The sequence below is a fragment of the Legionella qingyii genome (assembly GCF_003990155.1).
Lineage (GTDB): Bacteria > Pseudomonadota > Gammaproteobacteria > Legionellales > Legionellaceae > Legionella > Legionella qingyii.
Map to the genome: position 1 here is coordinate 1 of NZ_RZGX01000015.1, position 14,061 is coordinate 14,061.

The window sequence follows — 14,061 nt, forward strand, 5'->3', positions numbered from 1 at the left end:
ATTGCTGGAAGAGGACAAATCCTCTCAGGATGGTATTGCTTTAAAAAGAATGAAAGCTGCTCTTTCTACTCAATACTTAAGAAAAGTGATTGGTTTTTAAACTTTGATGAAATCGCCCTGGATAAATCAGTTCAAAAATAATTTCTTAATTCTTCCTTAAGGTTTGATCTTTATACTTAACTATGAACTAATAGGGAGCCCGGATGCTATGCGTGTATTAATTATAGAAGACAGCGTTTTTAATGCATTTTGCTTATCTCGACTCTTGGAGTCAGCTATTACTCCAGTATCAATAGATGTAGTAAGTAATAGCCAAGATGCTTTGTCTTTTATAGATACTCATGCACCGGATTTGGTTATCATTGATGGTGAGTTGAATTTGATTGATGAGTTATCTACTCATGGTCCGCAACTTGCAGCGGTGATACTACAAAAATATCCTCATCTTCCTCTCATAGCATGGTCAGACTCTGAATTTATGCGCGGAGCTTTTGCTAAGGTTTTTATTCAATATAATCGCTTGGTTAATGAGTATAACACCTGGACTAAAACTGTAAGTCCAGAATGTATCCAAAAAACTTGGGCTTATTATTTTGATGAGTCAGTCGGAAAAAAACAGCAAGCATTTTCACATGTATCTCATGCTAAAAGACAGGCTGCTATTATCTAGATTTACATATCGTAGATCTGAATTATTTCTGGGCAGCGATCAGCAAAGGCCTGAAATAAACGCTATAATTATAGTTATATAATACTGTTTCTGTGACAAATAGATAAATCTATTTTTTAAGGATATCGCAAATGATGGATTATGAGCGAATACAGGACCCTTCAGATCACAAACCACATAAAACACATAAAGCAACAAGAATTAGCGAAAAAGAAATGGACGATGATCTTGGTTCCTTAAGCCGAATGTTAAAAAAGACTAAAAATCATCAAAAACATAAGAATGCTCCTATAAAAGAGAGCATGCTTGATTTGGAGGTACAACCTATTAAGACAGAAGAAGCATTTTATGCAAAAAGTATTCTGCAAAATATTCTGGAAAGTACGATTGAGTATTCAATTGTAGCAACAGATTTGGATGGAAAAATAATTGTATGGAATCAAGGAGCTTACCGCAATTACGGGTACCATGCTACGGAGATGGAAAATAAGAAGAATATTTTAGACCTCCATAAGCCTGAGGACATTCAATCTGGAGCGGCTCAGAACTTCATGCAAAAAACATTGCGGGAGGGAAAAGCAGAAGAGGAATTTGAACGCCTTCGCAAAGATGGGTCGAATTTTATTGCCTCGGTCACTTTAGCATTACGCAGGGATAATGAGGGTAATCCTATCGGCTATGTTATGATTTCTAAAGACATTACTAAAGCAAAGCAAATTGAAAATCAACTGATTAAGACGAACGAAGAGTTAGAACAGTTTGCTTATATTGCATCACATGATTTAAAAGCTCCTTTGCGTGCAATTGAACGATTAGCTACCTGGATTGAAGAAGATAATATCGATAAGTTAGATGAAAAATCAAAGGAACATTTGGCATTATTACGTCAACGTACTTTGCGTCTGGCAAATTTAATTGATGGAATATTACAATATTCACGAGCTGGTCGTTTGGATTTAAATCTTGAGCTGGTAAATACCAAAGAAATTTTAAAAGAAATTATTGAAAATCTTAATCCAGATGGTCGATTTGAAGTACATTATCCGCAAAATATGCCGATTTTTAAAACAGCCAAGATTCCATTGATGCAGGTATTATCCAACTTGTTGGGTAATAGCATAAAGCATCACCATCGAAAAAAAGGCACGATTAAAATTGAGATTGAATCATTAGGTGCCTTTTATTTATTTACGATTAAGGATGATGGTCCAGGAATTCCCTCCGAGTTTTTTGATAAAATTTTTGTCGTTTTTCAAACTCTTAAATCTAGAGATGAGTTTGAATCTACAGGTGTTGGCCTGAGCATAGTGAAAAAAATTGTTGAATCTCAGGGAGGGCGAGTTATGGTTCAATCACAGGTGGAGCGAGGAACTACAATGTCATTTACTTGGCCTAAGCAGATCCGAAAATAAGATTTGCGCTCTTCATTAAACATCGATTAGAAATAGCAACAGGCGCTATTTCGCTTTTTTGTTAGGAAATTCAAGCAGATTCCAATAACGATGTAATGATGAAATTACTTCCATAAAGTCTGAGATTTGAAATGGTTTTACAATATAGCCAGCAGCGTTCAAGTTATATGCATCTATTTTATCCTGTTCACTATTTGAGGTAGTAAGAATAAAAACCAGCAGTGATTTTAATTTTTTATGGGTTCGAAGATTTTTCATAAATTCTATGCCATTCATTTTAGGCATATTGATATCAAGAATAATTATTTTGGGCGTGGGTTTTAATTTTTTTTCTCCATTTACGCCTAATAATTTGTTTAAGGCGTCTATCCCGTTGGTCGCCACATGCAATGGATTATCGATGTTATTTTTTTTAAAAGTTCGTTGCATGTCTTTGATATCAATTTCATCGTCATCCACAAGCATAAAATTAATGGATTTATCTAATTGATACATAATTTTTATTCCCTATCTCTGCGTAATATAGATTATAGGCAATAAAGTTTGTATTTACACATAATGATCTTTTATTGGTACTATAATTAATGTATGAATCGATACAAATAGGATAAGTCTTCTTAGAAACTATTTCCTGGTAACCGTGATTTATGGGCTATTTAAAGCACAGGAACGCGGTAGGAGAATGATTATGGAATCCCAAGGAAACACCGTTGATATTTTATATATCGAGGATGATATTGTTGATGTTGAGGGTGTAAAACGAGTATTTAAAAAACTAAAAGAGTCGTGTGCTATTGAAGTTGCTTTAAATGGTGAAGAAGCATTAAACAAATTATATGGACGTCAGGGTCAAGAGAAAATTCATCCTAAAGTAATTCTTCTTGACATCAATGTACCTATAGTGAATGGGATTGATTTGCTGAAAATTATCCGTAAGGATCCTTCATTAGCGTTCACAGAAGTATTTATTTTGACAAATGCTTATACAAAAGAGGATAAGCTTGCGATCAAAGACTTAAATGTAAGAGGACAAATTATTAAACCTCTTGAATACGGCGATGCATTGAATATTTATTGGGCAACCCATCATGTATAAAATGAAGTGCCAATGCTTCATACCTCGCAACACCGCTACTTGTTCAGCACCTTACAAAAAAAATTTGATTGCTAGTATATGTTTAATGAGCCGCATCCCAATTAGCACCTGTACCAATAGAGACTACAAGTGGGACGGAAAGTTCCACCGTATGCTCCATTAATTCACGAATTATCTTTTTGCTTGATTCGATTTCTTTGGCATTTACTTCAAAAACCAACTCGTCATGAACTTGCATAATCATTTTTGTTGATGGATTTTTTTGCGCATTTTGCCATTTAGCTATGGATATCATCGCCTTTTTAATGATGTCTGCTGCAGTACCCTGCATCGGCGCATTGATTGCTGTTCGTTCTGCTGCCTTTTGGCGTATCATATTGCGTGCATTGATTTCAGGTAAATACAAACGTCTACCGAATAAGGTTTCTACATAACCGAGATGATGAGCTTGTTGTCGGGTGCGATTCATATATTCCAAAACTTTAGGATAACGTTGGAAATAGGTATCGATGTAATATTGTGCATCCTGACGTTCCACACCAATTTGTTTTGCCAGACCAAAAGCAGACATTCCATAAATCAAACCAAAATTGACTGCTTTAGCACGACGGCGTTGCTCGCTGCTGACTTCATCCAAGGGTGTTTCAAAAATTTCGCTGGCTGTTGCCGCATGAATATCCCAACCGTGCGCAAAGGCTTTTAACAGATTCTCATCTTGTGATAAATGCGCCATGATTCGTAATTCGATTTGCGAGTAATCTGCTGCAAGAATGAGGTTGTTTTCTGGAGCTATAAATGCAGTACGTATTAGCCGGCCTTCTTCACTTCGAATGGGTATATTTTGCAAATTGGGTTCACTAGAAGAGAGTCGACCTGTGGCAGTGACTGCCTGGTTGTACGATGTATGTACTCGGTGCGTCTGCGGATTAATTTTTCTAGGTAGGGCGTCAATATACGTAGAGACCAGTTTCGTTAGACTACGGTACTCAAGAATTACTGCAGCCAGACGGTAATCATAAGCGAGCTCTTGCAATACTGACTCTGCTGTAGAAGGTTGTCCTGTTGGTGTTTTTGCGATCACTGGCAGTTTGTGTGAATCGAAGAGGATTTCTTGTAATTGTTTTGGCGAGTTCAGGTTGAAGGGTCTGCCTGCTAATTGTAATGCTTCTTGCTCTAAGGCATTAATGCGCTCTTTTAAGCGGTTTCCATGCTTCTCTAATGTTACGGAGTCAATAAGCACTCCAAGTCGTTCCATATCAGCAAGCACCGTAACCAATGGCATTTCTATCTCATTGAATACATTTTGCACCGATTCAGGGATTAAAGGGAACAGTTTATTGTGAAGTTGCAGCGTAATCTCTGCATCTTCTGCGGCATAAGCGGCTGCTTTACCCACTGGAATTTGATCAAAACGCAGTTGTTTTGCTCCTTTTCCAGCAACATCTTCATAACTAATTGTTTTATGACCTAGATATTTTAAGGCCATTGAATCCATATCATGACGCCCAGAACTACTATTGAGCACATAGGATTCCAACATGGTATCATAGCAGATCCCTTTAAGATTGATGCCATGATTTTTCAATACTGAATAATCGTATTTGAGATTTTGACCGATTTTTTTTATTTTGGGGTTTTCTAAGATAGGTTTTAACGCGGTTAATACTTCTTCACGAATTAATTGTGTCGTTCCATCTGTATGTGTAAATGGAATATATACGGCTTTTCCTTCTTCGATCGCTAAAGAAATTCCGACGATTTCTGCAAGCATAATCTCAATGCTGGTTGTTTCTGTATCAATGCAAAATGCTTGGCATTGTTCCAGTTGATTGAGTAAATGATTTAATTGGTGGTTGGTTGTAATTAATTCAAAGGGAATGCTGGAAATACCAGGTTTGTTTGAGGATGTACTTCCTTTTTCTCCTAAAAGATCTTTAAGCCAGTTTTTGAATTCAAAGTGACGGGTTAACTCGATGAGTTGTTCTTTATTCATTGGTTTCGGCTTTAACTCACCCCAGCTTAGGGGTAAATCAACATCCGTTTTGATCGTCACCAATTTTTTGGATAATGGCAGTTGTGGAATGCCTGCACGCAAGTACTCGCCAATCTTACCATTAATTTCAGCTGCATGTTGGATGAGATTATCAAGCGTTTGATATTCTGTAAGCCATTTGGCAGCTGTTTTAGGTCCGCATTTCGTTATCCCGGGGATGTTATCTACACTGTCACCAACAAGTGTAAGGTAATCAATTATTTGCTCAGGTTTTATTCCAAATTTTTCTTTGACTCCGTCAATACCCATGATGGTATTACTCATGGTATTGATTAATGTGATGTGCTCGTTGACAAGCTGAGCCATATCTTTATCGCCGGTCGAAATGACTACCGAAACTCCTTGTTCGGTCGCCTGCCTTGCCAACGTCCCTATTACATCATCTGCTTCAACCCCATCGATAATCAATATGGGAAGTCCCATCGCTTCGAGTAGCTGGATCAAAGGCTCAAATTGAGAGCTTAACTCTTGGGGCATAGGTGGTCTATGCGCTTTATATTCTGGATACCATTCATCCCGAAATGTTTTCCCCTTGGCATCAAAGACTACTGCCAATTCTTCAGGTTGGTAGTCTTTAATGAGCTTTTTAATCATATTGGCTACCCCATAGATGGCACCTGTGGGTTGGCCTTTTGAATTAGTCAAAGGCGGTAGCGCGTGGAAGGCACGAAAGAAATAGGATGAGCCATCGATGAGAATCAAGGGGGATGTCATGGTTACTCTGCCTCTGCTTTGGCAAGTTGTTTCTTCAATGATTCAACTTGCTCCGAAAGTGCTTTAATGTTTTTGCGAATTAAAGGGATTCGATTGACACCTAGCTCATGTTGAATGGCAAGATCTTTAGGACGAGCGGGATTTCCTAAATAAACATTCCCTTCTTTTAAATGCTTGTTCGGAGGCACTCCTGTGCGAGCACCTAATACTACGCCGTCATCAATGCGTACATGGTCACTGACCCCAACATTGGCGGCAAAAATGACATGATTACCGGAAGTTGTACTTCCTGCTATGCCGGTAAAGCCGCATAAAATATTATGTTTACCTAATTTAACAGAATGGGCTACCTGGACCAGGTTATCAATTTTAGTCCCCTCACCAATAACAGTCGCTCCCATTGTGGCGCGATCTATAGCGGTATTTGCACCTATTTCTACATCATCTTCAATAATGACTCGCCCAATATGAGGGACTTTGAGGTGTTTTCCATCAACAAAGGTATAACCAAACCCATCAGAACCAATAACAGTAGAGGCATGAATTGTTACTCGGGAGCCAATTTGACAGGTATCATACACAGTGACATGAGAATGAATGGTGGTATGAGCGCCTAAAGTTACTTCACGACCAATATGAATATGGCTTTTTAAAATACAGTGATCACCAATAACACTACCTGCTTCAATCACTACATAAGGCCCTATAAATACATCGTTTCCTAATTGCACTCCTTCGCCAATGACTGCAGTAGGATGAATGCCAGGAATGATTTTTTGTGGGGGATTGAAATGATGCATCAGAGTTATAAAGGCTTTGAATGGATGCTTTACCTGTATTAATGGTTTTTGAGAAACAGTGATTTGTTCATTGACTAATATAGCAGCTGCTTGAGATGCTTCCGCCAATTTTACATTTTCATTACTGTCAGCAAACACTATGCTTCCGGGTATAATCTCATCAATAGGAGATAGCAAAGAAATTTTTATTGTGTCATCACCTATGACTACCCCTTGTACCTTATTTGCTATATCACGCAGTGAATAACTCATTTGTTGGCCTTTTTTTGTAAAATAGCTGATTATATACCCAAGAAACCTCCATTGCTATGTTTTAAACGACTTGATTGATTTGTTCGGAGTCTTCGAAAACGCGCATCATTATTAAGTGCTATTCAACTTGGAACAGTATGGCGAAACTTAACCCCGGCTATAATTTTGGACCTAATAGCTGAGTGATTCTTAAATGTTTTCTTACTCTGAATAAAATTTGGCAGAACCGATTAAACGGTAACGACATGAAGTATAGAAAAGTAGGTTTAAATCCTGTATAAAATTAGCCTGAATGCTCTGGAATTCATGATTAAAAATCAAAAGGATATGTATGTTGAAAAAAATAATAGCCTCAGGGTTTTGCGCGCTGTTTAGCGTAAATGTGTTTGCTGTAGTAGATCCTTATGCCCCAGTTTTACCCCAGGTTTGGTCATCAATTATTATTGTAAGTGGAGGACCCGCATGGTCTGATCCAGGGAAGGATCAATATCTTTACCCGTTTCCACCTCCACAAAATAACTTATATCATGCTGATTCAAAGTCCGATTGGTTAGGCTCGGGTGAATTATTTTTTGGGCTACAGCATTTTATTGGTGCAAGCAATGTGATTGCCCAATTCGGACTCGGTGTGGCTGCTGCGAGTGATGCGAGTCTTTCAGGAACCGTTTCTGTTGATGGTGTTCCCGATGTTTATACCTATAGCTATAAGGTGAGTCATGTGCGTGCAGAGTTTAAAGGAAAACTCATTGCCTGCGGTTTTCAAGCCATTCAGCCTTATTTAAGTGGAAGTTTTGGTGTAGGTTGGAACCATGCTCATGATTGGCTTCCTACTACAGTTGATCCAGTTCTGTATCCAACCTACTGGTTTACTACCGCCAGTACGGTAGCTTTTTCATATACAGTTGGGCTAGGGGTGCAAAAAATGTTAACTCCCAACTGGCAAGTAGGCGTGGGGGCTGAATTTGCAGATTGGGGTAAAAATTATTTGGGCGGTGATAGCGCTACGCTGGATAAAGGCCCCGGTATGCCCCATTTGTATACCACGGAATTATTGTTTAGTGTGGGTTATATGTTTTAGGTAGCTGGGAGGCACAAATGCAAAAGCCTGGAACTGCCCGGCTGCTTGCCAGCAACTTACTCTTGTGCGTCTCTCACTGAAAAGCCATATTTGACTTCCCCCCAAAGATTTGCAGCTTGCGATTAAGAAGTAATCGCAAGCAACCAGGCTCGTTCTTTATTTGACATATCTACGTAGTATCAAGGCGACGTTGGCGCCTCCAAAGGCAAAATGATTGGATAATACGATATCAATAGTTTTTTTACGTGCTTCATTAGGCACATAATCTAAGTCACAGTCAGGATCTGGAGTTTCTAAGTTAATCGTGGGTAATAACAAATCATGTTGTAGACTTAGTGATGTGGAAATGACCTCCATGACCCCAGATGCTCCTATTGCATGGCCAATCATTGATTTTTGTGCAGTAACCGGGATCTCATAGGCCCTTTCACCAAATATTGATTTAATCGTTTGTGTCTCAATTTTGTCATTTAAGGGTGTTCCGGTACCATGGGCTTTGAGGTATTGAACATCGCGCGGTGATAATTTTGCATCATCTAATGCCCCCTGAATCGCACGTTGCTGTCCTTCTGAAGAAGGCGCGGTAATATGAAATGCATCACAGCTGGAACCAAAACCAATAATTTCTGCGAAAATAGTCGCTCCTCGCGCTCTGGCGTGATTTAATTCTTCAAGAATTAAAATTCCAGCCCCTTCTGCCATTACCATCCCCTCACGATTCAGATCAAATGGACGGCAGGCTTTTGTAGGCGTTTCATTATTGGTAGACATCACCTTTAATTTACACCAAGCGGACATCATCGATTCCCAAAGAGGCGATTCTGTCCCGCCACAGACAGCAGTGGAGAGTCTGCCATTAGCGATTTGTTGGTAAGCAGAGCCTATGGCCTCAGCTGAGGAAACACAAGCATTAGATATAGTTGAATTAGGTCCACCCAGGCCAAATGCGATGGCAATAAAATTGGCAATGGAGTTTGACATTCCTCGGATTACCGTCAGCGGTTGCATTTTTTTCCAATTGTCATTGAAGAAAAATTTATAACTGGCCTCTGATTCAGGATATCCGCCCATACCAGTCCCTATAAAAGTTCCTGCTTTACTGAGTTCATGAGGAGTCAGCCCGGATTGTTCTATAGCGTTATGTGTACAATAGAGTGCGAATTGAGCGGCCCGTGGATAACGTTTATTTTTGTTAAGCTCTGGAAGATGTTCCAGTGAGAAATCCGTAATTTCACCTGCTATTTGTGTTGGATACAAAGAAGGATCATAACTCTGAATCCGTTTTATTCCGCATTGCCCTTGTTTTGCCGCTTCCCAGAATTTGTTTAAGCCTGTTCCTATGGAAGAGGTTATTTCCATGCCGGTTATAACAACCCTTTTTTTCATCAATGATCCCTTTTATTTTTAATATGAGAAACGCTCTTTATGCAAGCTGAACGAACGATTTTGAGATAAATAGTTGTTCCGTCTTTTTTAGCTCAATACTAAAGGCGGGGTTTAAATTCTGTCAAGCTCTATATGAAGAGGTCCACTTTAAGGAATGGTTATCCACACGGTCATTAATTTAATGATTTTTGTTATTCTCGCGCAGGCGGTAATTCATTTTTATAGTGGTAGTGTGCTTCTCTAGAAATGGGTTCCCGCCTTCGCGGGAACGATTGTTCTTTTTCTAGGATGTCAGCATTTCGGTTCAGCTCACTACTTAGATACCAACGGTGTTCAAGGGTTTTGTTTTGGTTTAATTAGTTTTTGCAAATCGTAGAGGCTAATCTCCCAATAATCACATGAATTTTGAGTTAGAAAACCGAGGCGTGTATATAGATTAAGGGCTTTTTGATTGTGCGTTTCTACATCAAGATTGAGATCAGGTTTGCCTTCGCTTAAAGCATAATTAATGCAATGAGAAATTAAGGCCGTCCCCAAACCTTTACCTTGGCGAATTGGTAACACGGCGATATCAGAGAGTGTTGCGCCATGGTTTTCCCAACGTATGTGTGCTTTTCCTACGAGATGATTGTCTTCAAATGCGAGTATTATTTGATAGGCTCTATCACTAAGAATGTGTTCAAAACGAGGAACTAATTCTGCTTGCGTTTTGAAGAAACATGCTTCATCTAAAACGCAAAGCAATGGAATATCCTTTTCTGTAGCAGTACGGTACACTAGATTTTTTTTGTAATCTAGTAATGGCTTTAAATCATGTCGTTCCATATAGTATTCACTATGCAGATACGAAAAACCAAGTTCAGGTAACCATGGGCTATTGATATGAGCAGGACTAGAAAAAATTAATTTTAGAAAGCCTTGTTCTTGTACGAGAGGCAATATATTGCGTAGCAATTTTTTGGCAATGCCTTTCCTGCGATAATTCGGGTGAACAAGCAGTGAAACTTCAACTGCATCCTCGTAAAAGAAAAAAACACTTAGGAAGCCGATTAATTTTTTTTTGTCATAATTCAGCACGAGCGTAGGTAAATTTCTTTTTTGTATGAGTAAGTGGGTATATAAATTAGGCACGCTGCCGTCTTTTTTTTTGCAGACGGTTTTTAATTGTTCCAGATCTTTGAGCTGATCTTTATTAAGTTGATTTGTTTTACTAAGCATAATTGATAATAAATTATTATTCGTTTTTTTAAAGGATAGCCTGTTTTAGATTAATTTGCTCTTATTTATGTCTAATTTATTAAAAATGTAAATTTAAGACTGCAACTATAATTTCCAAAATGATTAAGACGATAATGATAATCTCCAAATTATGGCCATGTCGATTGTCTAAATACCCATTAAACATGTCAAAGATTTCATTTAGAGTATCCAGACGATGATTGATCGCGTTGACGCGTCTTTGAATGTGTAAGTAACGTTCCAACATAGTAAAGTGCTCTTCTAAGGTTGGATGCTGCCAAAAATATTTGGGATGATAAAGGAAATTACTAATTAAATTCATTTCACTTTTAGCGCCGAGGATTTCTCCAATAATTTGTTGTATTTGAGTACGGCTAATTTCCATTTCACCTGTATGCGAAAGCATTTGGATCATAGGATTGTATTTATCAATTAGCGCATCAATAATTGTTTCAAAATATTGTAATTTGACTGATTGGGAAAAACCATAAGATAGACTGAGTTTGAGCTCATCACTCTCATCTTCTATAGTCAGGCAATCCACATCGAAAAAATCATGTGGTTCTATAGTTGTTTTGTCACTGAGTTGATAATGGAATTCATCATGCACCAAAAGGGTTACTGGTTTATCAACCAGCTGCTTGATGGTACTTAGATAATCATTAATTTGATAACGTTTGATTCCCCAGGAAACCACAGTGCCATTTTTAAAAACGAAAATTGTATGGTCTTTGTTGTGGTTCGCACTTAACTTGAGAACATCTCGAGTCTTTAATGAGGTAAAGTCAGTTGAAGCATTTTTAAAATGACTGTCGACACGTGTTAAATCAATTGATTTGGCAATACAAAAACTTAAGCATTCCATGATGGTAATAATCCGCGAATAAAAGCTATTTTCTATGATGGTAATAGATACATATGCTGTATCTTATTAATCAATATTTAAGATCAGATACAGCATTTTACAAATTTATAATAATTATCTCAACTTTAACTATTATACATCATTCTATAGTTTCACGCGCTTGATAAGTTTTTTTTCGGTCGGTTGCCCCACATAACCATTTCGGACAAACTTCTAAAATCTCGGCGATCCGGTTAAGTTGTTCGGCTGCAGGAAGTATGTGCCCAAAGATTAACGAGTTTGCTAAGTGACGTGAAATACCAAATACTTTAGCTACGGCTTTGACTTTTTCAGTTAAATCCTCTGGAAAGTCCAACGAAGCCAACTCGCGATTGAAGCGTTGCGAAAATACTTTACTGTTCATTTTCTCACTCCATGAAAAAATAATATTCAGCATCATGCTGACCCATCCTAGATACCCGTCAATCCTTGAATCAGGTAAAAGAGAGTTATAACTCATTTTTTTTTAATAGCAAAGACTTTTTTAGCGTGGAATCAATTAGTTATTATTTACTCGCCATAATGATAACTAGTTGACCAATTGCTGCTTAGAATCAGCAACAATTCCTAAGGAAAATGGGAGCGTATTTGAAATGAGGGCGCGATCAGATCATGAGATGTCAATAGAAAAAGGTGATACATCTTCTTCTTCTTCCTCAAACGTATCTTTAACTTCAATAAAAGGTACTCTAAAATTTGATAATGTATTTTTTGGAATCAAAGAAATTTCTTGGAAAAACTTGTTCTTTCTTTGGTATTCATTAGCAAGAGAAAACCCAAACACATTGAAAATACTTAAAAATGCTGCGAGAAAACTGTAAAAAGCAGATTTAATTTGCACATCACTTGCGATGGCGGTTTGATGTTCAGAGCAAATAAATTGTAGTTTTTTTTCAAATTTTGAATGTTCTTGCAGTTGTTTTATAGGCGATAACTTAAAATACTGGTTAACTAATAAGGATAGTTTGGCTAGCGCATTTTCTAATTCTGTAGCATAAGGATTATTATTAACTTTTAATTGTTCTACTGTGGTCTCGATCATTTCTAATTTTTTCCGAACGACTTCCTTGGTATCAATAACATTTTCTTTCAAATACCAATTATAGGTGACTGTGAGTACATGAAATGCGAGCGCTTTATGTCTCAGATCCGACCAGGATAATTCACGGGAAAACGAATCCAGTACTTCTGCAAGGTAAGGATGTACTTTAATTCCACGAACTGCAACGCGTACTGTGTCATCGATAGATGTCATGAATTTATCGGGTTCAAGGCTATTTTTTCTTTTAGTGGCATGATCATATATTGCAAAAGCCGATGCAGTTAGATTTCTTTTATTCTTCACATCAAAAGGGCTTTGTAAATAATGTATTAATGCAGTTCTGAAATTTTGGATTAAAGTTTGAGACATTAATAAATGAACACTTAGGTTTTATTTGGGCAAGTGTAGCAAATAATTTTTACTTGGTTAACAAAAAATACAAAAAGAGTAAAAAAATATCTGCTCAAATCTAAGAGAGAAAAGATTACGTTTAATTCATTGATAGTTCATGCATTCTGACCCCATTTATAGAGGCTATTTCCGATCAAAATGAGAATTAATTTATAAATTTTTACACTATTCGTATGAAATAGGGTATAATGGCGGACTGAAATTAATCAGAACAGTTGTTTTATTTTTAGACAATCTCTTGTTTTTTGTTCTTTGCAGTGATTTAAGGATAATAAAATCATTACAGAGAATATTTATTTCAAATTAGGAGTTAAAACAGAATGATGAAAGTAGCCTCGGTAATATTGGGTTTGGTTTTAACTGGTTATGCTTTTGCAGACAATCCTAAAGAAATAGCAACTCATAAAGTGACTCTAGCTGGTTTGCAACCGGGAGAAGGACGCTTTATTCGTAGTGATGTATTTGAGAATGACAAGTTTCAATCCGGTTCTTATTTTTGTGCTGGCGCTGATAGTGTCTTGTACGATATGCAGTATGTATTTTCAAAAAGCCATGAGCCATTTCATGCTGAACATTTAATTAAATTTTCAATATGCCAAGACGAAACGATGGCTCAATGCCAAGAGTTTGCTACAGATAAATATTTTACCTTTAGAAACCTCGATGGATATTTGCAAAATGATAGCACCAAATCAACTGTGGATGTTTCTCCATTAAAAGTTGTTTATCAATCTTGCGAACCTAGTGCTGATATGGATGAATTGGTTAAAAAATCAATTTATGAAAATGATCGCCGTTTTTCACATGTAGGGTAATAATCCTTCTTTAGTTTCAAGTGTACTCCGGGAATTTTCAATGGATTACGATTCTCGGGTTGCGCTTCATTCAGGCTTTTTGTTTTTTTGCATCAATTGAATTCCAAATCTAATTGGTTAATTTTTTGCAAAACTCATCCCTTTTTTGCCTGCAATTCATGTATTAGTGGTTAAATAACGCCCAATTTA

General features: G+C 37.4%; 14 protein-coding genes. 6 read left to right on the top strand and 8 right to left on the bottom strand.

The genetic code is table 11. From position 1 onward, the window contains the following. The 3 genes from ELY20_RS17005 to ELY20_RS11560 all read left to right on the top strand — a co-directional run. Nucleotides 1-100, top strand: a 100-nt coding sequence (locus ELY20_RS17005) for a hypothetical protein (protein ID WP_233590492.1), incomplete at its 5' end; no start/stop codon positions are given. 108 nt (nt 101-208) lie between these two features. After that, nucleotides 209-670 carry a response regulator gene (locus tag ELY20_RS11555; protein WP_110142653.1) on the top strand — a complete coding sequence of 154 codons (462 nt, stop codon included), beginning with the start codon at nt 209-211 and terminating at the stop codon, nt 668-670. A gap of 131 nt (nt 671-801) precedes the next feature. Further along, entirely contained in the window at nt 802-2,082 is a 1,281-nt protein-coding gene (locus ELY20_RS11560; protein ID WP_233590583.1) for a sensor histidine kinase, read from the top strand. Nucleotides 2,083-2,127: 45 nt separating this feature from the next. Here ELY20_RS11560 and ELY20_RS11565 read toward each other — a convergent pair whose 3' ends face one another. Continuing rightward, nucleotides 2,128-2,577: a response regulator gene (locus tag ELY20_RS11565; protein WP_110142652.1), complete on the bottom strand. Its 450-nt coding sequence runs from the start codon at nt 2,575-2,577 to the stop codon at nt 2,128-2,130. Nucleotides 2,578-2,770: 193 nt separating this feature from the next. Between ELY20_RS11565 and ELY20_RS11570 the strand changes: the two genes are divergently transcribed. Next, nucleotides 2,771-3,178, top strand: coding sequence for a response regulator (locus tag ELY20_RS11570; protein ID WP_110142651.1), 408 nt, complete (start codon nt 2,771-2,773; stop codon nt 3,176-3,178). A gap of 82 nt (nt 3,179-3,260) precedes the next feature. Here ELY20_RS11570 and polA read toward each other — a convergent pair whose 3' ends face one another. Further along, on the bottom strand, nt 3,261-5,945 hold the full coding sequence (gene polA, locus ELY20_RS11575; RefSeq protein WP_110142650.1) for a DNA polymerase I: 2,685 nt from the start codon (nt 5,943-5,945) through the stop codon (nt 3,261-3,263). A gap of 2 nt (nt 5,946-5,947) precedes the next feature. After that, on the bottom strand, nt 5,948-6,997 hold the full coding sequence (lpxD, locus tag ELY20_RS11580) for a UDP-3-O-(3-hydroxymyristoyl)glucosamine N-acyltransferase (protein ID WP_110142649.1): 1,050 nt from the start codon (nt 6,995-6,997) through the stop codon (nt 5,948-5,950). A gap of 331 nt (nt 6,998-7,328) precedes the next feature. Between lpxD and ELY20_RS11585 the strand changes: the two genes are divergently transcribed. After that, nucleotides 7,329-8,075 carry an outer membrane protein gene (locus ELY20_RS11585; protein WP_110142648.1) on the top strand — a complete coding sequence of 249 codons (747 nt, stop codon included), beginning with the start codon at nt 7,329-7,331 and terminating at the stop codon, nt 8,073-8,075. Nucleotides 8,076-8,231: 156 nt separating this feature from the next. On the opposite strand, the gene ELY20_RS11590 is transcribed toward ELY20_RS11585, so the two are convergent. The 5 genes from ELY20_RS11590 to ELY20_RS11610 form a co-directional block, all read right to left on the bottom strand. Further along, entirely contained in the window at nt 8,232-9,461 is a 1,230-nt protein-coding gene (locus tag ELY20_RS11590; protein ID WP_110142647.1) for a beta-ketoacyl-[acyl-carrier-protein] synthase family protein, read from the bottom strand. A gap of 333 nt (nt 9,462-9,794) precedes the next feature. Beyond that, on the bottom strand, nt 9,795-10,679 hold the full coding sequence (locus tag ELY20_RS11595; protein ID WP_110142646.1) for a GNAT family N-acetyltransferase: 885 nt from the start codon (nt 10,677-10,679) through the stop codon (nt 9,795-9,797). A gap of 79 nt (nt 10,680-10,758) precedes the next feature. Beyond that, nucleotides 10,759-11,565, bottom strand: coding sequence for an RMD1 family protein (locus tag ELY20_RS11600; protein WP_110142645.1), 807 nt, complete (start codon nt 11,563-11,565; stop codon nt 10,759-10,761). A 139-nt stretch (nt 11,566-11,704) separates the two neighbouring features. Then, on the bottom strand, nt 11,705-11,968 hold the full coding sequence (locus ELY20_RS11605) for a hypothetical protein (RefSeq protein WP_110142654.1): 264 nt from the start codon (nt 11,966-11,968) through the stop codon (nt 11,705-11,707). A gap of 246 nt (nt 11,969-12,214) precedes the next feature. Beyond that, nucleotides 12,215-13,015: a hypothetical protein gene (locus ELY20_RS11610; RefSeq protein WP_110142644.1), complete on the bottom strand. Its 801-nt coding sequence runs from the start codon at nt 13,013-13,015 to the stop codon at nt 12,215-12,217. 362 nt (nt 13,016-13,377) lie between these two features. Here ELY20_RS11610 and ELY20_RS11615 point away from each other — a divergent pair, with 362 nt between their 5' ends. Next, complete coding sequence (locus tag ELY20_RS11615) at nt 13,378-13,872, top strand: hypothetical protein (protein WP_110142643.1); 495 nt, start codon at nt 13,378-13,380, stop codon at nt 13,870-13,872. Nucleotides 13,873-14,061 lie beyond the last annotated feature (189 nt).